At 65.0% G+C, this 20,198-nt stretch carries 20 protein-coding genes; 12 read left to right on the top strand and 8 right to left on the bottom strand.

What is annotated here, in order from left to right; genetic code table 11:
* From BTHE68_RS09255 to BTHE68_RS09245, 3 genes are read left to right on the top strand one after another with little or no spacing between them, the layout of a single operon-like run.
* A complete protein-coding gene (locus BTHE68_RS09255) occupies positions 1-1,401 on the top strand; it encodes a sodium:proton antiporter (protein WP_162066069.1) in 1,401 nt (466 codons plus the stop codon).
* A gap of 9 nt (positions 1,402-1,410) precedes the next feature.
* Entirely contained in the window at positions 1,411-2,391 is a 981-nt protein-coding gene (locus BTHE68_RS09250; RefSeq protein ID WP_162066068.1) for a 2-hydroxyacid dehydrogenase, read from the top strand.
* Complete coding sequence (locus tag BTHE68_RS09245) at positions 2,388-3,836, top strand: DNA recombination protein RmuC (protein ID WP_162066067.1); 1,449 nt, start codon at positions 2,388-2,390, stop codon at positions 3,834-3,836. The genes BTHE68_RS09250 and BTHE68_RS09245 overlap by 4 nt, the downstream gene beginning before the upstream one ends.
* 1 nt (position 3,837) lies before the next feature.
* Here the strand turns inward: BTHE68_RS09245 and BTHE68_RS09240 are convergent, their stop codons facing one another.
* The 6 genes from BTHE68_RS09240 to BTHE68_RS09215 all read right to left on the bottom strand — a co-directional run bounded on the left by BTHE68_RS09240 (position 3,838) and on the right by BTHE68_RS09215 (position 11,276).
* On the bottom strand, positions 3,838-4,314 hold the full coding sequence (locus BTHE68_RS09240) for a GNAT family N-acetyltransferase (protein ID WP_162066066.1): 477 nt from the start codon (positions 4,312-4,314) through the stop codon (positions 3,838-3,840).
* A complete protein-coding gene (locus BTHE68_RS09235) occupies positions 4,311-4,586 on the bottom strand; it encodes a hypothetical protein (protein ID WP_008342276.1) in 276 nt (91 codons plus the stop codon). Before BTHE68_RS09235 ends, BTHE68_RS09240 begins: the two co-directional genes overlap by 4 nt.
* A 63-nt stretch (positions 4,587-4,649) precedes the next feature.
* Positions 4,650-5,954 carry a molybdopterin molybdotransferase MoeA gene (moeA, locus tag BTHE68_RS09230; RefSeq protein ID WP_162066065.1) on the bottom strand — a complete coding sequence of 435 codons (1,305 nt, stop codon included), beginning with the start codon at positions 5,952-5,954 and terminating at the stop codon, positions 4,650-4,652.
* A 109-nt stretch (positions 5,955-6,063) separates the two neighbouring features.
* Positions 6,064-6,684: a molybdenum cofactor guanylyltransferase MobA gene (gene mobA / locus BTHE68_RS09225; RefSeq protein WP_232077870.1), complete on the bottom strand. Its 621-nt coding sequence runs from the start codon at positions 6,682-6,684 to the stop codon at positions 6,064-6,066.
* A 16-nt stretch (positions 6,685-6,700) separates the two neighbouring features.
* A complete protein-coding gene (gene moaA, locus BTHE68_RS09220; RefSeq protein ID WP_162066063.1) occupies positions 6,701-7,807 on the bottom strand; it encodes a GTP 3',8-cyclase MoaA in 1,107 nt (368 codons plus the stop codon).
* Between the two features lie 193 nt (positions 7,808-8,000).
* On the bottom strand, positions 8,001-11,276 hold the full coding sequence (locus tag BTHE68_RS09215; RefSeq protein WP_162066062.1) for an Rne/Rng family ribonuclease: 3,276 nt from the start codon (positions 11,274-11,276) through the stop codon (positions 8,001-8,003).
* A gap of 454 nt (positions 11,277-11,730) precedes the next feature.
* On the opposite strand from BTHE68_RS09215, the gene BTHE68_RS09210 reads away from it, so the two are divergent.
* From BTHE68_RS09210 to BTHE68_RS09190, 5 genes are read left to right on the top strand one after another with little or no spacing between them, the layout of a single operon-like run.
* Complete coding sequence (locus tag BTHE68_RS09210; protein ID WP_162066061.1) at positions 11,731-12,168, top strand: hypothetical protein; 438 nt, start codon at positions 11,731-11,733, stop codon at positions 12,166-12,168.
* Positions 12,161-13,159, top strand: coding sequence for a 23S rRNA pseudouridine(955/2504/2580) synthase RluC (gene rluC, locus BTHE68_RS09205; RefSeq protein ID WP_162066060.1), 999 nt, complete (start codon positions 12,161-12,163; stop codon positions 13,157-13,159). The genes BTHE68_RS09210 and rluC overlap by 8 nt, the downstream gene beginning before the upstream one ends.
* A complete protein-coding gene (locus BTHE68_RS09200; RefSeq protein WP_162066059.1) occupies positions 13,160-13,819 on the top strand; it encodes an HAD-IA family hydrolase in 660 nt (219 codons plus the stop codon).
* Positions 13,816-14,214: a Rieske (2Fe-2S) protein gene (locus tag BTHE68_RS09195; protein WP_174258001.1), complete on the top strand. Its 399-nt coding sequence runs from the start codon at positions 13,816-13,818 to the stop codon at positions 14,212-14,214. Before BTHE68_RS09200 ends, BTHE68_RS09195 begins: the two co-directional genes overlap by 4 nt.
* A 38-nt stretch (positions 14,215-14,252) precedes the next feature.
* A complete protein-coding gene (locus tag BTHE68_RS09190) occupies positions 14,253-15,215 on the top strand; it encodes a S49 family peptidase (protein WP_162066058.1) in 963 nt (320 codons plus the stop codon).
* Here BTHE68_RS09190 and BTHE68_RS09185 read toward each other — a convergent pair whose 3' ends face one another.
* Together BTHE68_RS09185 and BTHE68_RS09180 are read right to left on the bottom strand one after the other, a co-directional pair.
* Positions 15,216-15,935: an SAM-dependent methyltransferase gene (locus BTHE68_RS09185; RefSeq protein ID WP_162066057.1), complete on the bottom strand. Its 720-nt coding sequence runs from the start codon at positions 15,933-15,935 to the stop codon at positions 15,216-15,218.
* Entirely contained in the window at positions 15,932-16,549 is a 618-nt protein-coding gene (locus BTHE68_RS09180) for a Maf-like protein (protein ID WP_162066056.1), read from the bottom strand. The genes BTHE68_RS09185 and BTHE68_RS09180 overlap by 4 nt, the downstream gene beginning before the upstream one ends.
* 299 nt (positions 16,550-16,848) lie before the next feature.
* On the opposite strand from BTHE68_RS09180, the gene BTHE68_RS09175 reads away from it, so the two are divergent.
* The 4 genes from BTHE68_RS09175 to BTHE68_RS09160 all read left to right on the top strand — a co-directional run bounded on the left by BTHE68_RS09175 (position 16,849) and on the right by BTHE68_RS09160 (position 20,069).
* A complete protein-coding gene (locus tag BTHE68_RS09175; protein WP_162066055.1) occupies positions 16,849-17,472 on the top strand; it encodes a DUF177 domain-containing protein in 624 nt (207 codons plus the stop codon).
* A 117-nt stretch (positions 17,473-17,589) separates the two neighbouring features.
* Positions 17,590-17,769 (top strand): 50S ribosomal protein L32, encoded by a 180-nt coding sequence (gene rpmF, locus BTHE68_RS09170; protein WP_162066054.1) that lies wholly within the window; start codon positions 17,590-17,592, stop codon positions 17,767-17,769.
* Positions 17,770-17,907: 138 nt separating this feature from the next.
* Positions 17,908-19,080 carry a phosphate acyltransferase PlsX gene (gene plsX, locus BTHE68_RS09165; RefSeq protein ID WP_162066053.1) on the top strand — a complete coding sequence of 391 codons (1,173 nt, stop codon included), beginning with the start codon at positions 17,908-17,910 and terminating at the stop codon, positions 19,078-19,080.
* Positions 19,080-20,069, top strand: coding sequence for a beta-ketoacyl-ACP synthase III (locus BTHE68_RS09160; protein WP_162066052.1), 990 nt, complete (start codon positions 19,080-19,082; stop codon positions 20,067-20,069). The genes plsX and BTHE68_RS09160 overlap by 1 nt, the downstream gene beginning before the upstream one ends.
* The last annotated feature ends 129 nt before the right edge of the window (positions 20,070-20,198 follow it).

The following is a 20,198-nucleotide window of genomic DNA, read 5'->3' as shown; positions in this document are numbered from 1 at the left end:
ATGCGGCGTTTCGTTTCTGTCGTGCTTGCGCTCATCGCCGCACCCGCCGTCGCGGCGACGCCCGATGGCGCGACGCTCCCGGCAACGTGGGGCATTCCGTTCATCGGCGTCCTGCTTTCCATCGCCGTGTTTCCGCTCGTCGCGCCGAAGCTCTGGCATCACCATTTCGGCAAGATCGCGGCGGCCTGGACGCTCGCGTTTCTTGCGCCGTTCGCACTCGCGTTCGGCCCCGGCACGGCGGGCGGCGTGCTGGTCCACGCCATGCTCGAAGAGTACGTGCCGTTCATCATCCTGCTGGCCGCGCTGTATACCGTGGCGGGCGGTATCTGCGTGCGCGGTAATCTGCACGGCTCGCCGCGTCTGAATACCGGACTGCTTGCGCTCGGCACCGTGCTCGCGAGCATCATGGGCACGACGGGCGCGGCCATGCTGCTGATCCGTCCGCTTCTGCGCGCGAACGACAACCGCAAGCACGTCGTGCATGTCGTCGTGTTCTTCATCTTTCTCGTCGCGAATGCGGGCGGTTCGCTCACGCCGCTCGGCGATCCGCCGCTCTTCCTCGGCTTTCTGAACGGCGTCGGCTTTTTCTGGACGACGCTGCATCTCGCGCTGCCGATGCTGTTCGTCTGCGCCGCGCTGCTCGCAGCGTTTTACGCGCTCGACAGCCACTACTGGCGCAGGCACGACGCGCGATCCGAGTTTCTCGATCCGACGCCCGACACGCCGCCGCTCGGTATCGACGGCAAGATCAACTTCGCGCTGCTCGCGGCGATCGTCGCGCTCGTACTGATGAGCGGCATCTGGAAGCCGGGCATCGCGTTCGATGTGTTCGGCACGCATGTCCAGTTGCAGAATCTCGTGCGCGACGTGCTGCTCGCCGCCGTGCTGCTGGCCTCGCTCGCGCTCACGCCGAAAAGCGCGCGTGCAGGCAACGCGTTCGACTGGGCGCCCATCGTGGAAGTGGCGAAGCTTTTTGCCGCGATCTTCATCACCATCGCGCCGGTCATCACGATCTTGCGCGCGGGCGAGGCGGGCGCGTTCGCGGGCATCGCGCGCGCGGTATCGGATGCGAACGGCAAGCCTGTCGACATGGCCTATTTCTGGGCGACGGGCCTGCTGTCCTCGTTTCTCGACAACGCGCCGACCTATCTCGTTTTCTTCAATCTCGCGGGCGGCGACGCCCGCACGCTCATGACCACCGACGCCACGACGCTCGCCGCCATTTCCGCGGGCGCGGTCTTCATGGGCGCGAATACGTATATCGGCAATGCGCCGAATTTCATGGTGAAGGCGATCGCCGAATCACGCGGCGTGCGCATGCCGAGTTTCTTCGGCTATATGGCGTGGTCGGGCGCGGTGCTCGTGCCGCTGTTCGCCGTTCTGGGCTGGCTATTTTTCTAGGAGCAATCGATGAAGAAGGTACTTGTCGCGCGTCCCACCTTTCCCGATGTGATCGAGCGCCTGAAACAGTATTTCGATGTCGACGTGAACCTCGGCGACGTGCTCCCGCAGGAAGAATTCGCGCTGCGTCTCGCCGACAAGGACGGTGCGTTCACCGCGGGCGAATGGGTCGGCGAGAAGGAACTGACGGGCGCGCCGAATTTGAAAGTGGTCGCGAACATGGCGGTGGGTTACAACAACTTCGAGATGAAGGCGTTCGACGCGCACAAGGTGCTCGGCACCAACACGCCGAACGTGCTGAACGAAACCACCGCCGATTTCGGCTGGGCGCTGATGATGGCGGCGGCGCGCCGCGTCACCGAATCCGAGCACTATCTGCGCGCGGGCAAGTGGCAGAAATGGTCCTTCGATTCGTTCCTCGGCGCCGATGTCTACGGCTCGACGCTCGGCGTGATCGGCATGGGCCGCATCGGCCAGGCGCTCGCGCGGCGCGCGGGCGGCTTCAATATGCGCGTGATTTATCACAACCGCTCGCGTGTCGCGCCGGAAATCGAAGCCGAACTGAACGCCGAATATGCATCGAAGGACGATCTCCTCAAGCGCGCCGATCACGTCGTGCTCGTGCTGCCGTACACGAAGGAGAACCATCACACGATCGGCGCGGCCGAACTGGCGCTGATGAAGCCGACCGCGACGCTCACCAACATCGCGCGCGGCGGCATCGTCGATGACGCGGCGCTGATCGTCGCATTGCGCGAGAAGCGCATCACGGCGGCGGGCATCGACGTCTTCGAAGGCGAGCCGAATTTCAATCCGGATTTCATGCTGCTCGACAACGTCGTGCTGACGCCGCACATTGCGAGCGCGACCGAGGCCACGCGCCGCGCAATGGCGAATCTCGCGGCAGACAATCTCATCGCCGCGCTGGGTGAAGGCCCGCGCGCCGGCAATCCGCCGAACCCGATCAATCCGGACGTGCTCAAGACATGATGGAACTGCTGGTAGGCGCGGTCGCGCTGTTGGCGATCGCGCTGGTCGTCGCGCTCATCGCGCTCGTCATCACGATGCGGCGGCACTCGAACGCGCTCATCCTCGACGAATTCGAAGCGCTCACCGATCGCGTCAACGATATGGGCGAAGCGCACGCGCGCGCGCAGGAACGGCTCGAACGGGGCTTGCGCGGCGATATCGCGGAGAGTTCGCGCGTGGCGCGCATGGAATCGCAGAGCGGTTTCACGCAATTCCACCAGACGCTCGCTACGCAACTGGCGAGCACATCGAGCGTGCAGAACGCGCAGTTCGACGCGCTCGCGCAGCAACTCGCGCAACAGAGCCAGCAGGCACGCGAGGATCAGGGCAACGCGTTGAAGCGCTTCGCCGATTCCATGTCGCAGCATCTGTCGCAAATGTCGGAGGCGAACGATCGCCGGCTCGGCGAAGTGCGCGCGACGCTCGAAGCGCGCCTGAAGGACATCGAGGCGAACAACGCGACGAAGCTCGACGAGATGCGCCGAACCGTCGACGAGAAGTTGCACGCGACACTCGAACAGCGCCTGGGCGAGTCATTCAAGCTCGTGTCGGACCGGCTGGAGCAGGTGCATCGCGGGCTCGGCGAAATGCAGACGCTCGCGGCCGGTGTCGGCGATCTGAAAAAGGTACTGACCAACGTCAAGACGCGCGGCATCTGGGGCGAGGTGCAGCTGGAATCGCTGCTGGAACAATTGCTTACGCCGGACCAGTACGCGAAGAATGTCGCGACGATTCCGAAGAGCAACGAGCGCGTGGAGTTCGCAATCCGCCTGCCGGGGCGTCACGATGCGCCGGGCGCGCCGGGCGATGCGGCCACGCCCGTGTGGCTGCCCATCGACGCGAAGTTTCCGCGCGAGGACTACGAGCGCCTGATCGATGCGCAGGAGCGCGCGGATCTGGTCGCGGTCGAGAACGCGTCGCGCGCGCTCGAAGGCCGCTTGCGCGCGGAGGCGAAGTCGATCGCGCAGAAGTACGTCGCGCCCCCGCACACGACCGATTTCGCGCTGCTGTTCCTGCCGACCGAAGGACTCTACGCGGAAGTGCTGCGCCGCCCGGGCCTGAGCGATTCGCTGCAGCGCGAATATCGCGTGACGATTGCCGGGCCGACCACGTTGACCGCGCTGCTCAACAGTCTGCAGATGGGCTTTCGCACGCTCGCCATCGAGAAGCGTTCCAGCGAAGTGTGGCAGGTGCTGGGCGCGGTGAAGACCGAATTCGGCAAGTTCGGCGAAGTGCTGGCTAAGACCAAATCGCAGCTCGAAACCGTCACGCGCTCGATCGAAGCGGCGCAGACGCGCACGCGGCAGATGGACCGGCGCCTGCGCGATGTCGAGGCGCTGCCGGGCGAACAGGCGGCGGGTTTGCTGGGCGATTCGTCGTCGCCCGTGGGCGACGACGACATCTGATTCAGCCGGCGAGGCGTTCGAGCGGCTCGCCCGTCACGCGCACGATGCGCCAGTCGGGCAGCACCGTCGCGCCCATCTTCTCGTAGAAGTCGATGGCGTTCTGATTCCAGTCGAGCACCGACCATTCGAAGCGCCCGCACTGGCGCTCGACCGCGAGCGCGGCGAGCTTCTTCAGCATCAGCGTGCCGAGGCCGCTGCCGCGCATCGAGGGACGCACGTACAGGTCTTCGAGATACAGGCCGCGCTTGCCGAGGAAGGTCGAGAAATTCTGGAAGAAGAGCGCATAGCTCACGATTTCGCCGTTCTGCTCCGCGACGAGCGCTTCTGCGGCTGGTCGCGCGCCGAAGAGGGCATCGTGCACGCCTTCCTTCGTCGCGATGAAAAGATGCGTGAGCTTCTCGAATTCGGCCAGCTCGTACATCAGGCCGAAGATCGCAGGGACGTCGGCGGGCGCGGCTGCGCGAATCGTGGTGCTCATGCTTCCTCCGGGGCATCGGACAACACGATTTCGATGCCGCCGAAACGCGACGCCACCCAGTTGTACGCGTGACACGCGATCCACAGCAGGATGAAGCCGAGAATCGCGTTCAGCAGCAGCGCGCTCGTGACGGTGCTCACTTCCACGGAACCGTAGCGCACGAACGCGACCACGACGCCGAGCAGCACGATCGGCACGCTGAATGTCAGGTACACGAGGATCAGCGCCTTGGCGGTCTGTCCTGGTGCAATGAATGAAATCTGCTTTTTCATGGAAGGAAAGCCCCGTCTATCGATGTAGGAATGTTGGTCGTGGCGACGCGCGTTACGCGCCAGTCAGATCAGGCCGTCGAACGGCACGATGTCGACTTCGTCGCCGGCGTCGATGTCGCCGCGCGCGTGTTCGAGCACGATGAAGCAGTTCGCTTCACTCATCGAGCTGAGCACGCCGGAGCCTTGCGGGCCGGTGGTGACGACGCGAAAGCGGCCATCGGCGTCGCGCGTGGCGATGCCGCGCTGGAACTCGGTGCGGCCCGCGCGTTTTTTGATCGGCTCGGCGGCGCTCGCGCGAATGGCGGTGAGCGGCTGATGCGTCGCGCCGGACATCGCCAGCAACGCCTCGCGCACGATGAAGTAGAACGTTGCCATCACGGCGACCGGGTTGCCCGGCAAGCCGAAAAAGAGCGCCGATTTGCCCGCGCCCGCGCGCTCGCCCGACCACAGGCGGCCGAACGCGAGCGGCCGGCCGGGACGCATCGCGATCTTCCAGAAGGCGACGTCGCCGAGCGAATTCATCAGCTCGCGCGTGAAGTCCGCATCGCCGACCGATACGCCGCCCGAGCTGATGACGACATCCGCGCGCGCGGTTGCATCGCGCAGTGCCTTTTCGAGCGACGCGCGGTCGTCGCGCACGATGCCGAGATCGATCGTTTTGACGTCAAGGCGCGCGAGCATCGCGAAGAGGGTGTAGCGGTTGCTGTCGTAGAGGCTGCCTGGATCGAGCGGTTCGCCGAGCGAGCGCAATTCGTCGCCGGTCGAAAAGATCGCGACGGTGAGACGCTTTCGCACCGCGACTTCGCCGATGCCGAGCGACGCGAGCAAGCCGAGATCGGACGCGCGTACGATGCGGCCAGCAAGCAGCGCGGGTTTGCCTTTCGCGAGATCTTCGCCCGACAGCCGGCGATTTTGCCCCGCGCGCAGATTCGCGGTGGAGAAACGGATCGCGTCGCCTTCGCGCGTCACCAGTTCCTGCGGCACGACCGTGTCGCAGCCCGGCGGAATGAGCGCGCCCGTCATGATGCGCACGCACTGGTCCGCGCCCGGCGCCGAAGCGAAAGGACGCCCGGCGAGCGCCGTGCCCGCGACGGCGAGATCGAGCGTGGCGCCGCCGCGCGCGAGCGCAGCGCCCGCGAACGCGTAGCCGTCCATCGCGGAGTTGTCGAAGGCGGGGACATCGATGGGGGAGATCACGTCTTCGGCCAGCACGCGGCCGAGCGCGTCATGCAGGCCCACGCGTTCGCTTTGACCGTCACGGCTGCGCGGCATCGCCCATTGACGCACGATGTCCTGCGCCGCTTCAACGGGCAGCGCGTTCGGATCGTAGTGGGCGACGCAAGCGGAGAATTCCTTGGACGTGGTCATGAATCGGCGTGGATCGCGGCCGGAGTCCGGCGAAGAAGCAGCCACGAGGCCGCGCGTTGGTTGAGCGCCCGAGCGTCGGATTGCCGCAACGGCGGACGTGGGCGGACAGTCAGCGCCGTTCCATCTCGGCGAGCTGCTGTAGATCGTTGATATTGTAAAACGCGGGTTCGTCGTGAAATTGGACTTCCACCGCCTTGTGGCGCGCGTACCACGCGCGGACCTTGCGCTCGCCGGCATCCAGCCAGGCATCGAGATCGTCGGCGAGCGACGGGCGCAGCAGCGCGAAAACCGGATGCGCCATGACTTCGCCCGACGCATCGACCGTTGCGGCGTAGGCAATGTCGGCGCGCTTCGTATCGAGCGCGTGCATCAATGCGGCGCCGAGATGTTCATCGACGAAAGGGGCGTCGCAGGGCGCGGTGAGGAGCCACTCCGTATTCGCGGCGCGCAGTGCGGCGGCGATGCCCGCCAGCGGCCCGGGATAATCCGCGCGCGTATCCGCGATGACGCGCGCACCGAACGGCGCGCCGAGGCGTTCGTAGTCTTCGATGGAACGGTTCGCGCTGATCAGCAGCGTGCCCGCCTGAGGCGCGAGGCGCCGCATCACATGCAGCGCGAGCGGCTCGCCGCGAAACGTCTGCATGCCCTTGTCGACGCCGCCCATGCGCGAGCCGCGCCCGCCCGCGAGCACGAGCGCGGTGACATCCGACGATGAATGAGTGTTCAGCACGGGCGTCCCACCGCGCTCAGCCGCCGATGTACGACATCTCGACGCGCGGCGCATCCTCGCGCGACGGCGCCGACGCACTGCCGCGCAGTTGCGAATAACGGTCGCCGCGCGCCTCCCAGATCCGCGCGATGGCGGTGGCGACGTCTTCATCGCTCGCGCCGCCGCGAATCAGGCCGCGCAGGTCATGGCCGGACACCGCGAAGAGGCACAGATAGAGTTTGCCTTCCGTCGAGAGCCGCGCGCGCGTGCAGGAGCCGCAGAACGCGCGCGTGACGCTGGAGATCACGCCGATTTCGCCGCTGCCGTCACAATAGCCCCAGCGCTGCGCCGTTTCGGCGGCCGTATGCGCTTCCAGCGGCGCGAGCGGAAAATGCGCGTCGATGCGCTCGACCACTTGCGCCGACGGCAGCACTTCGCTCATGTTCCAGCCGTTCGACGCACCGACGTCCATGTATTCGATGAAGCGCAGAACCGCGCCGCTGCCTTTGAAGTGACGCGCCATCGGCACGATTTCCTGATCGTTCGTGCCGCGCTTCACGACCATGTTCACCTTGATGGGATCGAGTCCGACGGCTTGCGCCGTTTCGATGCCGTTCAGCACGTCGGCGACCGCGAAATCGGCGTCGTTCATGCGGCGAAACAGGGAATCGTCGAGTGCGTCCAGGCTGACCGTCACGCGCGACAGACCCGCGTCACGCAACGACTGCGCCTTGCGCGCGAGGAGCGAGCCATTCGTCGTGAGCGTCAGATCGAGCGGGCGGCCTTCGGGCGTCTGCAGTGTCGCAAGCCGTTCGATCAGGAATTCGATGTTCTTGCGCAAGAGCGGCTCACCGCCGGTGAGACGGATTTTCTCGACGCCATGCGCGACGAACACGCGCGCGAGCCGTTCGATTTCCTCGAACGAGAGCAGGGCGGCGTGGGGGAGAAACTGGTAGTCCTTGTCAAACACTTCGCGCGGCATGCAGTAGACGCAGCGGAAGTTACAGCGATCCGTCACCGAGATGCGCAGGTCGCGCAGCGGACGCGCGAGCGTGTCCATGAGATGTCCCGACGGCGACGCCGTTGCGCCGGAGAAATCCGGAATCGCGCTGACGTCGGCGAGGGGAATGATGCGTCGGGACATGATGACTCGGGGATCGGTTTGGCCTCTGTGGCCTTGTTCGAATGATGATTGCGAGGTCCCATTTTAGCGGAACCGGGGCAGGGAGACGCACGGCACGGAGTCGCGGTTTTCCCTCAGTTGTTTCGTTCGATATCGGCGAAAAAAAACGCCATCGACGTGAGTCGATGGCGTTCGTCACTTCAACCAAGCGTACTTAGTGGATGTGCTTGCCCGTTTCCACTTGCTGCATCGGCGTGGCGTCGGCCGGCGGGAGCGGCTTGCGCTCGCGCGGTGCGCGCACCGTCGCCGGTTCGCGCGCCGCAGCGGCGTTCGCCTCGCGCAGCTTGCCTTCGTCGGTGTTGACCCAGACGAGGCCCGCGCGCTCCAGCATCGGCTGAAGGGCTTCGGCGGCGATCGGCGTCGACGTCGCGGCGGCCTTCACCGGTTCCGCGACGACGGCGACCGGCTCTTGCACGGCGACACGCGTTTCCGCTTCGCTTTCCGTGCGCTCGACGACCGGCTTCACCGGTTCGACGATCGTTGCCTCGGGCGTCGGCGCGGTTGCGGCGGCCTTCACCGGTTCGGCGACCTCGGCGGCGGGTTCGCTCGCCGCGACCGGAGCCGGCCTAACGGGCTTCGGTGCTTCGACGGCGGCGGGCTTCGGCGCTTCCGTCGCGGCAGGCGCGGCAGGCGCGAACGGGTCGGCCGATGCCGTGTCGGCAACCTTCGGTTCCGGGCCGAACGGATTCGCGACCGCCGGCGCCGCAGCGGGCTTTTCGAAGAGATCGAACGTCGTCGGCTCGGGAGTCTGCGCCTTCAGCTCGAACGGCTCCGCTTCGGCAGCCTTGGCGACCGGCGCTGCTTCGGCGGCGACAGGCGCCTGCTCTTGCGGCGCGGCTTCGACCGGCCGGACAATCTGCTGGCTGACCGGCTCGGCAACAGGCTGCTCGGCAGGCTGCGGTGCGGCAGGGCGGGTTTCGCGCCGTGCGGACGCTTCCTGCGCCGCTTCGGCGTCGAACACGCCGGCTTGCGCGGAAACGCTTTCCGCCGCGCCTTCCGCTTCCGCGACGTCGGCTGCGTGATTCACGGTCATGCCGTCTTCGTCGCGCTCGCGACGACCGCCACGACGGCCACGGCGGCGGCGGCGACGCTCTTCGCCATCGCGCGCCTCGGCTGCTGCCTGATCGGCGGCTGAATCGAAGCCGGCCTGCTGCGCATTGGCGTTGGCTTGCGCTGTATCGACGAACTCCGATGCCACCGTTTCGCCTTGCGTCAGCGCCTCGACAGCGGCTTCCGGCTGCGGCTTGCGGCGCTCGCCACGTTCCGCGCGTTCACCGCGCTCAGTGCGTTCACCGCGTTCCGCGCGCTCGGGACGCTCACGGCGTTCCTGACGCTCGGCGGTTTCCGGACGCGGGGCGCGTTCCGCGTTGCGATCACGCGCTTCACGAGGTTCCCGTGTCTCACGCGGCTCGCGGGGTTCGCGTGCCTCGCGCGGCTCACGACCCTCGCGCGGCTCACGCACTTCGCGCAGTTCGCGTCCTTCACGACCGCCACGCGCTTCGCGATCCTCGCGGCGCGCGCCCTGACGGCCCGCGCCGTTGCCACCGGTTGCGGCGCCTGCTGCGGCGCCGTCACGACCGGCGCCACCACTGCGACGGTTACGGTTGCGATCGCCGCCGCCGGTGCGCTCGCCGCGTTCACGCGGCGCACGCGTCGCCGGTTGCGCTTCGACCGGAGCCGGAGCGGGTTGCGGAGGCTGAATGCCGAACAGATTCTTGATCCACGCGATGAAACCGCCGCTCGCCGGCACGGGTGCCGGAGCGGGCGCAGCCTCGACAGGCGCGGGCTTGACCGGCGCGCTCGGCGCCGGCTTCTCGGGCGTGATGCCCTTCACCGCCGCTTCCTGCTTCGGCTTCACTTCCTCGGTGCGCTTGCTGTAGCCCGTTTCGGACTCGAGCTCGCTCGCCGCTTCGACTGCCATCTTCCACGACGCGCGCGGCTCGTCGAGACGCGCATCGTCGTGACGCAGACGCTCGAGCTTGTAGTGCGGCGTTTCGAGATGCTTGTTCGGGATCAGAACGACGTTGACCTTGAAGCGCGACTCGATCTTGTTGATTTCCGAGCGCTTCTCGTTCAGCAGGAAGGCGGTCACTTCGACCGGCACCTGGCAGTGGATCGCCGCGGTGTTTTCCTTCATCGCTTCTTCCTGAATGATCCGCAGCACTTGCAGCGCGGACGATTCGGTGTCGCGGATATGGCCCGTGCCGTTGCAGCGCGGGCACGTCACGTGGCTGCCTTCCGACAGCGCCGGACGCAGACGCTGACGCGACAGCTCCATCAGGCCGAAACGCGAAATCTTGCCCATTTGCACGCGCGCGCGGTCGTGCTTGAGCGCATCTTTCAGGCGCTGCTCGACTTCGCGCTGGCTCTTGGCCGACTCCATGTCGATGAAGTCGATCACGATCAGACCGCCCAGATCGCGCAGACGAAGCTGGCGCGCGACTTCGTCGGCGGCTTCGAGGTTCGTGCGCGTGGCGGTTTCCTCGATATCCGCGCCCTTGGTCGCGCGCGCCGAGTTCACGTCGATGGCGACGAGCGCCTCGGTATGATCGATCACGATCGCGCCGCCCGACGGCAGCGGCACCGTGCGCGAGTACGCGGTTTCGATCTGATGTTCGATCTGGAAGCGCGAGAAGAGCGGCACGTCGTCGTGATAGCGCTTCACCTTTTGCAGGTTGTCGGGCATCACGATATCCATGAAGGCGCGCGCCTGATCATGGATTTCGGTCGTGTCGATGAGGATTTCGCCGATATCCGGCTGGAAGTAGTCGCGAATCGCGCGGATGACGAGGCTCGATTCGAGATAAATCAGCATCGGCTGGCCGCCGACGCCGCTCTGCGACGCGGCTTCGATCGCGCGCCAGAGTTGCATCAGGTAGTTCAGATCCCACTGGAGCTCTTCCGCCGAACGGCCGATCCCGGCCGTGCGCGCGATGATGCTCATGCCTTCCGGCAGTTCGAGCTGCGCCATGGTTTCGCGCAGTTCCTGCCGTTCGTCGCCCTCGATCCGGCGCGACACGCCGCCGCCGCGCGGGTTGTTCGGCATCAGCACGAGGTAACGGCCGGCCAGCGAAATGAACGTGGTCAGCGCCGCGCCCTTGTTGCCGCGCTCTTCCTTCTCGACCTGGACGATCAGTTCCTGGCCTTCGCGCAGCGCATCCTGGATGCGCGCGGAGCGCATCTCGATGCCATCGCGGAAATACTGACGGGCGACTTCCTTGAACGGCAGAAAGCCGTGGCGGTCTTCGCCGTAGTTGACGAAGCAGGCTTCGAGCGACGGCTCGATGCGGGTGACGACTCCCTTGTAGATATTGCCTTTGCGCTGTTCGCGCCCGGCGGTTTCGATGTCGATGTCGATGAGCTTCTGCCCATCGACGATGGCGACGCGCAATTCTTCTTGCTGCGTCGCGTTAAACAGCATGCGTTTCATGAAACGGCTCCAGAGCGGCTACGCTTTTCCTTCATCGGGCGAATCGGCGCCGGTGATCGATACATCACGCGCGCGAAGCGGGAAGGAGGGCGTGCCACGCTTTTTGTGTGTTGTCACAAAGCACGCTGGAGCGGGACTTCTGGCGGGAGAATTGCCGAAAGCAGGCGCGGGCTCGATTGGAGCGGCCACGTCGTGGGGCACATGCGAAGCAACTGCGAGACGGTGAGGCGCCGCGCGGCTCGTGGTGAGGATGGGGCGGCGCAGCGGCTCCGCGTCTCAAAATGGACGCGCCGAACCGACCCGCGCTCTTTGCAAAAGCCTGATTCCTCCCAACGGCGGCTGCGGGGAGGTGCGGTCTCGCGCGAACCGGCGCGATGCTTCGTGACCGAACCTCCTTGCTGCCATGCCGCGACGGCGCGGCCGCGGGCTCGATTGCTCCCGTTGGCTCGCGGCCGTGTGTCTCGTCTCGTTGCGGCGTCGTCGCGCTTCGCAGAAATCAGCGCAGCAGCGGTTTTCGCCGTCAGTTGTTCGCAAAACCGGCGAGCGTCGATTTGCCTTTTTCTCCCGCTCGCTGGCAGGGCAGGTTCGGGCTGGCATCCGGCTTTGGTGCCGGGCGCCGTCGCTTCTCGCCGATAAAATTCTTTTTGACCAAAAATCCGTTACCGTCGGCGATCGACTCGACCGAACGCGCCTGTGGGCGCCGTCCTTGCCGGTGATATCGCCGTGCGTGCAACTCGCTGCTCTCGATTTTCAGGGTGAGCAACCGACCTTGGGCGCAAGTAAAATGATGGTTTATCGCTTGCACCTGTACAGTCTGAACATTCTCGGCCGTTGCTTGATCTTAAGCTTCGACCTTTTCAGGCTGTTCGCAAATTATATTCAGAATGAATGAGTTAGGCAAAACATCCCATAAGCAGGTCGCAAGCGAACACGTCTCGATGATCGAAGTCGATGAGACCGCCGCCGGTCAGCGCATCGACAATTTCCTGCTGCGCGTCTGCAAGGGCGTCCCCAAAAGCCATATTTACCGCATCCTCCGCAGCGGCGAAGTGCGCGTGAACAAGGGCCGCATCGACGCCGCGTACCGGCTGGAACTGGGCGATCTCGTGCGCGTGCCGCCGATCCGCACCGCGCAGCAGGACGAGGCGCCGGTGTCGTCGAACGCGCCCGCCGCCGAATTTCCGATTATTTTTGAGGATGACCATCTGATCGTCATCGACAAGCCGTCGGGCGTCGCGGTGCATGGCGGCAGCGGCGTCGCGTTCGGCGTGATCGAGCAATTGCGCAACGCACGGCCGCACGCCAAATTCCTCGAACTGGTGCATCGGCTGGATCGCGAGACGTCCGGCGTGCTGATGCTGGCCAAGAAGCGCGCGGCGCTCGTCGATCTGCACGAACAGATTCGCGAGAATCGTGTCGACAAGCGCTATTACGCGCTCGGTCACGGCGAATGGCAGAGCGATTGGGGCCGCAGACGCATCGTGAAGGCGCCGCTGCACAAGTATGTCGCGGCGGATGGCGAGCGGCGCGTGCGCATCCAGGAAAACGGCTTGCCGTCGCATACGGTCTTCAATCTGATCGAGCGCTGGCGCGATTACGTGTGGCTTGAAGCGGAACTGAAGACCGGCCGCACGCACCAGATTCGCGTGCATATGGCGAGCATTGGCCTGCCGATTGCGGGTGATGCGAAGTACGGCGATTTCGCATTGAACAAGGAATTGGCCCGTCCGAGCGCGAAACCGTCACTCAAACGCATGTTTTTGCACGCATTTCGTCTGAAGATAACTCATCCGGCGACGGGCGAGCCGCTGCAATTCGAAGCACCGCTGCCCGCCGAATGCAAACAATTCATCGAACAATTGAAAAACCGAGAGACAGACTAAATGGCGCGGCAGCAATTCGATCTGATCGTTTTCGACTGGGACGGCACGCTGATGGACTCGACCGCCCACATCACGCGCAGCATCCAGGCCGCGTGTCGCGACCTCGGCCTGCCGGTTCCCGCCGATGAATCCGCGAGCTACGTGATCGGCCTCGGCCTGAAGGACGCGCTGCAAATCTGCGCGCCGACGCTCGATCCATCGGATTATCCGCGTCTCGCCGAGCGCTACCGCTTCCATTTCCTGACGATGGGCCAGAAAACCGAGCTCTTCGACGGCGTGCGCGAACTGCTCCAGGAATTGCGCGATCTCGGCTATTTTCTCGGCGTCGCGACGGGCAAGAGCCGCGTCGGGCTGAATCGCGCGCTCGACGAATCGCGCCTTACGAGCCTCTTCGACGGCACGCGCTGCGCCGACGAAACCTTTTCCAAGCCGCATCCCGCGATGCTGCACGAACTCACGCGCGAACTCGGCCAGGACCTCGCGCGCACGGTGATGATCGGCGACACGACGCACGACTTGCAGATGGCGATCAACGCCGGCGCGGCGGGCGTCGGCGTGGGATACGGCGCGCATCCGGCGGATTCGCTCGCGGCGCTCAAGCCGCAGTTCTGCGCGGACAGCGTCGCATCGCTCGCCGGATGGCTGCGGGAGCACGCATGACGGAGGCCGCACCGGGTTTGCAGGATGCGGCAGTGCGCGTATGCGCATCGGATGAACTCGTCGATGGCGGCGCGGGCGTGCGGGTCGCGGCGACAGAAGCGGCCGGCGATGCAGTCGTCTTCTTCGTGCGCTACGACGGCAAGCCGCACGGTTATCTGAATCGCTGCGCCCACGTGCCGATGGAGCTCGACTGGAACGAGGGACAGTTCTTCGAAAGCTCGGGCCTATACTTGATGTGCGCGACGCACGGGGCGATCTACGAGCCCGACACGGGCAAATGCGTCGGCGGTCCGTGCCGCGGCGCGCGACTGCGGGCGGTCGCCGTCGAGGAACGCGACACGCCGGAGGGCCGCGCGGTCTTCTGGCTGCCTGACGATGCGCTGCGTCCCGCCTGATTCCCTTCTCGAAACAGACCCAAACAGACCAATCACGCATGTCCGACAACTTTCCCCCGCGCGGCAACGATAACTGGGAGCGCGAGGCGCTCGAACGCATTGCGCTCGCCGCCATCCGCGAGCAGCGCGCCGCGCGGCGCTGGCGCATCTTCTTTCGCTTTGTGTTTCTCGGCGTGATTGCGCTGATCGCATGGGGCGTGTTCGATTTCACCGGCGACCGCGTCGCGAAGGCCGGCAAGCACACGGCGCTGATCGACCTGCAAGGTGAGATCGCGGCGAACGGCGACGCCAGCGCCGACAACATCGACGGGGCGCTGCAAAGCGCGTTCGAGGACGAGAACACGGCTGGCGTGATCCTGCGCATCAATAGCCCGGGCGGCAGTCCGGTGCAGGCGGGCATCATCAACGGCGAGATCCGGCGGCTGCGCGCGAAATATCCGAAGACGCCGCTTTACGTGGTCGTCGATGACATGTGCGCGTCCGGCGGCTATTACGTCGCGGCGGCGGCGGACAAGATTTACGTGGATCGCGCGAGCATCGTCGGCTCGATTGGCGTGCTGATGGACGGTTTCGGCTTTACGGGCCTGATGGACAAGCTGGGCATCCAGCGCCGCATGCACACGTCGGGCGAGAACAAGGGCGCCTTCGATCCGTTTTCCCCCGAAACGCCCGCGATGAACGCCCACGCGCAGCAGATGCTCGACCAGATCCACACGCAGTTCATCGACGCGGTCAAACTCGGGCGCGGCAAACGTCTGAAGGATGATCCCGAGCTGTTCACCGGCATGTTCTGGACGGGCGAGAAAAGCGTCGAACTGGGTCTCGCCGATGGTTTCGGCGACGCCAGCTACGTGGCGCGCGAAATTATCAAGCAGCCGGATATCGTCGATTACACGCAGAAGGAAAGCATCAGCGAGCGCGTGGTGCGGCGTTTCGGCGCGTCGGTCGGAGATGCCGCCATGCGCGCGCTGACGCTCGGCGGCAAGCCCCAGTTGCGCTGATCAGGACGCCAGCAGCAGGAAAATCGCCGGACGCTTGTGCAGGTCCGGCGCGGTCTGCTTCTTCCAGTCGGCCGCCGTGCGCGTGACGATGGTTTCGCCCGGCAGCGTCAGATCGACGGCGACGCAGATGAGCGTCGACGGCGCGCAGGTGGCGACGAGCGTGTCGAGCATCGCCCGGTTGCGATACGGTGTCTCGATGAAAATCTGCGTCTGACTGGCCTTGCGCGACAGTTGCTCCAGCTCGCGCAGGCGCTTGCCGCGCTCGCCGGCGTCGACCGGCAGATAGCCGTTGAACGCGAAACTCTGGCCGTTCATGCCCGAGGCCATCAGCGCGAGCAGGATCGAACTCGGTCCGACGAACGGCACGACCTTCACGCCGCGCTGATGTGCGCGCCGCACGAGCAGCGCGCCGGGATCGGCCACGGCAGGACAGCCGGCTTCGGACACGAGCCCTGCGTCGGTGCCGGCGAGGATCGGCGCGAGCAACCTGTCGATATCGGCGGGCGGCGTGTTGACGTTCAGTTCGCGCACCTCGATTTCCTGAATCGGCCGCTCAGTGCCCACTTTCTTCAGAAACGCGCGCGTGGTTTTCGCGTTTTCGCCGATGTAATACGCGAGCGCGGCCGCCTGCGCGCGCACCGGTTCGGGCAAGACGTGCGCGAGCGCGCCGGCGTCGCCTTCGCCGAGGGTATTCGGGATCAGATAGAGAATGCCGCTCATGCCGCCCCCAGAACCGGATATCCGGCTTTTTCGAGCATGCCCGTCAGCGCGATGAGCGGCAATCCGATCAGCGCCGTGGGATCGTCGGACTCGATGGCTTCGAGCAGCGCGATGCCGAGGCCTTCCGCCTTCGCGCTGCCGGCGCAGTCGTACGGCGTTTCGGCGCGGAGATAGGTTTCGATCTGCGCGTCGGAAACACGGCGAACGCGCACGCGTGTGACGATATCGGCGGATTGCACGTCGCCCGTGCTGCGGTCGAACAGGCACAGCGCGCTATGGAATTCGACGCCGCGGCCGCGCATCGCCTGAAGCTGCGCGACGGCCTTCTCATGCGTGCCGGGCTTGCCGATCTGCCGGCCGTCGACGGTCGCGACCTGATCGGAGCCGATTACGAGCGCGCGCGCGTCGTCAGCGATGCGTTCGGCTGCGGCGCGCGCCTTGGCGATCGACAGCCGCACGGCGGTTGCCTCGGGCGTTTCGCCGGCGAGCGGCGTTTCATCGATGTCGGGCACGATGACGTCGAACGGAACGCGCAGCCGGCCGAGCAGCTCGCGCCGGTAAGGTGAACTGGACGCCAGGATCAGGCGGGGCGGCGTGTTTGGGGCATCGGGCATAAAGCGAGTTCGGCAAAAATAGGTGTGAAAACGACAGGCTCCGGCTCCGTTCTTAAGTATTTGACTCGAAAGAACAAAGCCGATATGATTTTGGGCTTTTCATCGGTACGTGCGTCAGCCAACCCTGCTCGCCCGACTCCGATGAATCCGGTGGAGTCGAAGGGTCAAAGCGACTCAGGAAGCACGAATGATGGCCCAATGCAAATTCGGGCAAGCCACGCCTGCCTCGAAGCGGCATCGCGGTGCATACTGAACGCTCACCGAAGCACTAACCCAGCAAGGCCCAAGCAGGAGCGCACATGACTCAGAATCCTGGCAAACCTGTGAGCCCCGCGGATCTGCGCGCGCTCGACATTTACGACTTCGCCAAGAGTGGCAGGCAAGCAGCCGGCGCCCTGCGTGTATCGCAGATGCCGCGCATGTTAGCCGAAGTGCCGGCGGATGCGCCAGATCGCGACACCGTGTTCACGTGGCAGGGCGAGGGCTCGACCCAGCCGGAACTGCAGGACGACGGCACCGACGCGCCGCAGCCGTATCTGCGCCTCGCGGTGCACGGCTCGCTGTGGCTCACGTGTCAGCGCTGCCTTCAGCCGTATTCGCAGCATCTCGACGTCGATGCGACGTATCGGATCGTGGCGACGGAGGAAGAAGCGGACGAATTTCCGCTCGACGACGATGAAGTCGAAGTGATTGTGGGCTCGCGCCAGTTCAATCTCGTCGACTTGATCGAAGAGGAGTTGTTGTTGTCCTTACCGCTCGTGCCCAAGCACAACGCGTGTCCCGAGGTGCATGAAAGTCTGCTCCCGGACGATGCGGGCGGCGAACTGGACGAAAGCAGTGCGCAGGAAGCGGACGACAAGCCGAATCCTTTCGCCGTATTGGGGAAGCTCAAGCAGGGCGGCCCCGACGACGAGAAGCACTGATTGATTTTGTAGCACGCAACATTTGGTAGCGCGATGTGCGCACCCGATGGCCGAACGGCCGAGGGCTGTCGGCGGATCGGGCTGTGTTAGAATTCGCAAAATTTTTCTGGAGTAATCATGGCAGTTCAGCAAAACAAGAAGTCGCCGTCGAAGCGCGGCATGCACCGTTCCCACGACTTCCTCACGACGGCTCCGATGGCTGTCGAGCCGAGCACGGGTGAAGTGCATCTGCGCCACCACGTGAGCCCGAACGGCTACTATCGTGGCAAGAAAGTCATCAAGACGAAGAACGACTAAGCGTTCATCGACGCTTGATGCGCCTGTCGGAACCGCTTTGCGGGCACGCGGGCGCAACTCGCTCTTGACACTTTCCCGGTACGACGAGAAGGCGGCATTTCACTGCCGCTTTTTTGTGCCCGAAATTCGTCGCGTTCCATGACTGTAAAGATAACCATCGACTGCATGGGAGGCGACCACGGTCCGGCCGTGACCGTCCCCGCTGCCGTCAGTTTCGTGCGCTCGCATCCCGATGCGCATCTGATGCTCGTCGGTCTCGAGCAGCCCATCCGCGCCCAGCTCAAGAAGTCGAAGGCTCTCGACGAGCCGCGCCTGACCGTCGTTCCCGCGAGCGAAGTCGTCGCGATGGACGACCCCGTCGAAGTCGCGCTGCGCAAGAAGAAAGACTCGTCGATGCGCGTCGCGCTCAACCTCGTGAAGGAAGGCGAGGCGCAGACCTGCATTTCCGCCGGCAATACCGGCGCGCTCATGGCGGTGTCCCGCTATGTGCTGAAGACGCTCGCCGGCATCGAGCGTCCCGCCATCGCGTTCGCGATGCCGAGCCAGAAGGGTTACACCACCGTGCTCGATCTCGGCGCCAATGTCGACTGCGAACCCGAGCACTTGCTGCAATTCGCTGAAATGGGCCACGCGCTCGTGTCGGCGATCGAAGGTCGCGAGCGGCCCACGATCGGCTTGCTCAATATCGGCGAAGAAGTCATCAAGGGCAACGAAACGATCAAGCGCGCGGGCGAGCTTCTGCGCGCGAGTACGCTGAACTTCTACGGCAACGTGGAAGGCAACGACATCTACAAAGGCACCACGGATGTCGTCGTGTGCGACGGTTTCGTCGGCAATGTCGCGCTGAAGACCTCCGAAGGTCTCGCCAAGATGCTCGCCGACATGATCAAGGAAGAGTTCAGCCGTTCGTTCAGCTCCAAGCTGATGGCGCTCGTCGCGCTGCCCGTGCTCAAGCGTTTCAAGAAACGTGTCGATCCCGCGCAATATAACGGCGCGGCGTTGCTCGGCCTGCGCGGGCTGGTCATCAAAAGTCACGGTTCGGCCGAGGCCTTCGGGTTTGAGTGGGCCATCAAACGCGGGTATGATGCCGTCAAAAATGGCGTGCTCGAACGCCTGGTGCGCGCGATGGAAGAGAACGCGCCCGCGGCGCGCGAGGCCGACACGAACGCTTCTGCGTCCGATGCAGCGGCTGCGCCGGATCAATCGATCCAGCAGCCCGTTTCACAGGCCGATTCACAGCCCGCGCCCCAGCCCAACTCGCAGCCGAACCCGCCGGACGCGTCCGGTACTGCGCTACATTCGAAGGCATAATGGCTCAATCCAATCTTTACTCTCGCGTGCTGGGCACCGGCAGCTACCTGCCGTCCGAGCGCGTCACGAATCAGGACTTGGCGGACCGTCTCGCGAAGCAGGGCGTCGAGACGAGTGACGAATGGATCGTCGCGCGCACCGGCATTCACGCGCGCCACTTCGCGGCCCCGAATCAGACCACCAGCGACCTCGCGCTCATCGCTTCGCAGAGAGCGATCGAGGCAGCGGGCATCGATCCTCAGTCGATCGACCTGATCATCGTCGCGACCTCCACGCCGGACTTCGTGTTTCCGAGTACCGCGTGCCTGCTGCAGAACAAGCTGGGCATCAAGAACAACGGCGCGGCCTTCGACGTGCAGGCGGTGTGCTCCGGTTTCGCCTACGGCGTCGCGACGGCGGACAGCTTCATTCGCAGCGGCCTGAACCGCACGGCGCTGGTCATCGGCGCGGAGACGTTCTCGCGCATTCTCGATTTCAACGACCGCACCACCTGCGTGCTGTTCGGCGACGGCGCGGGCGCGATCGTGCTGCAGGCGTCCGAAGAGCCGGGCGTGCTGTCGAGCGCGCTGCACGCGGACGGCAGCTATTCAGACATTCTCTGCACGCCGGGCAACGTGAACGGCGGCGTCGTCGAGGGCAGCGCGTTCCTGCACATGGATGGTCAGGCCGTGTTCAAGCTCGCGGTCAACGTGCTCGAAAAGGTCGCGCTCGAAGCGCTCGACAAGGCGAAGCTCACGCCGGAAGACATCAATTGGCTGATTCCGCATCAGGCCAATATCCGCATCATGCAAAGCACGGCGCGCAAGCTGCATCTGCCGCCGGAGCGCATGGTCGTGACGGTCGGCGAGCACGGCAACACGTCGGCGGCGTCGATTCCGCTCGCGCTCGACGTCGCGGTGCGCGACGGCCGCGTCAAGCGCGGTGACAACGTGCTGATCGAAGGCGTGGGCGGCGGCTTCACGTGGGGCGCGTCGGTCATCCGCTACTGATCGTTTATCGATTTCCCTCTACTCATTCGCAACTGATCCCTTCGTCACGACAGCCGCCGCGCGCCACATGAGCGCGCGGTTTGCGCGCAGGCACCGACGACATCGCGGATCATTCCAATCAACGAGGAC

Origin of the sequence: Burkholderia sp. THE68, from assembly GCF_009938265.1 — a bacterium.
GTDB lineage: Bacteria > Pseudomonadota > Gammaproteobacteria > Burkholderiales > Burkholderiaceae > Caballeronia.
This window is presented reverse-complemented; position numbering and strand designations above follow the sequence as displayed.

Coding starts and splice junctions, on each gene's coding strand:
- BTHE68_RS09180 (WP_162066056.1), bottom strand. CDS start 16,549: ATGCCCGATGCCCCAAACACGCCGCCCCGCCTGATCCTGGCGTCCAGT.
- BTHE68_RS09240 (WP_162066066.1), bottom strand. CDS start 4,314: ATGAGCACCACGATTCGCGCAGCCGCGCCCGCCGACGTCCCTGCGATC.
- BTHE68_RS09255 (WP_162066069.1), top strand. CDS start 1: ATGCGGCGTTTCGTTTCTGTCGTGCTTGCGCTCATCGCCGCACCCGCC.
- rluC (WP_162066060.1), top strand. CDS start 12,161: ATGAATGAGTTAGGCAAAACATCCCATAAGCAGGTCGCAAGCGAACAC.
- moaA (WP_162066063.1), bottom strand. CDS start 7,807: ATGTCCCGACGCATCATTCCCCTCGCCGACGTCAGCGCGATTCCGGAT.
- BTHE68_RS09215 (WP_162066062.1), bottom strand. CDS start 11,276: ATGAAACGCATGCTGTTTAACGCGACGCAGCAAGAAGAATTGCGCGTC.
- BTHE68_RS09190 (WP_162066058.1), top strand. CDS start 14,253: ATGTCCGACAACTTTCCCCCGCGCGGCAACGATAACTGGGAGCGCGAG.
- BTHE68_RS09200 (WP_162066059.1), top strand. CDS start 13,160: ATGGCGCGGCAGCAATTCGATCTGATCGTTTTCGACTGGGACGGCACG.
- BTHE68_RS09235 (WP_008342276.1), bottom strand. CDS start 4,586: ATGAAAAAGCAGATTTCATTCATTGCACCAGGACAGACCGCCAAGGCG.
- BTHE68_RS09245 (WP_162066067.1), top strand. CDS start 2,388: ATGATGGAACTGCTGGTAGGCGCGGTCGCGCTGTTGGCGATCGCGCTG.
- plsX (WP_162066053.1), top strand. CDS start 17,908: ATGACTGTAAAGATAACCATCGACTGCATGGGAGGCGACCACGGTCCG.
- BTHE68_RS09160 (WP_162066052.1), top strand. CDS start 19,080: ATGGCTCAATCCAATCTTTACTCTCGCGTGCTGGGCACCGGCAGCTAC.
- moeA (WP_162066065.1), bottom strand. CDS start 5,954: ATGACCACGTCCAAGGAATTCTCCGCTTGCGTCGCCCACTACGATCCG.
- BTHE68_RS09250 (WP_162066068.1), top strand. CDS start 1,411: ATGAAGAAGGTACTTGTCGCGCGTCCCACCTTTCCCGATGTGATCGAG.
- BTHE68_RS09185 (WP_162066057.1), bottom strand. CDS start 15,935: ATGAGCGGCATTCTCTATCTGATCCCGAATACCCTCGGCGAAGGCGAC.
- BTHE68_RS09175 (WP_162066055.1), top strand. CDS start 16,849: ATGACTCAGAATCCTGGCAAACCTGTGAGCCCCGCGGATCTGCGCGCG.
- rpmF (WP_162066054.1), top strand. CDS start 17,590: ATGGCAGTTCAGCAAAACAAGAAGTCGCCGTCGAAGCGCGGCATGCAC.
- BTHE68_RS09195 (WP_174258001.1), top strand. CDS start 13,816: ATGACGGAGGCCGCACCGGGTTTGCAGGATGCGGCAGTGCGCGTATGC.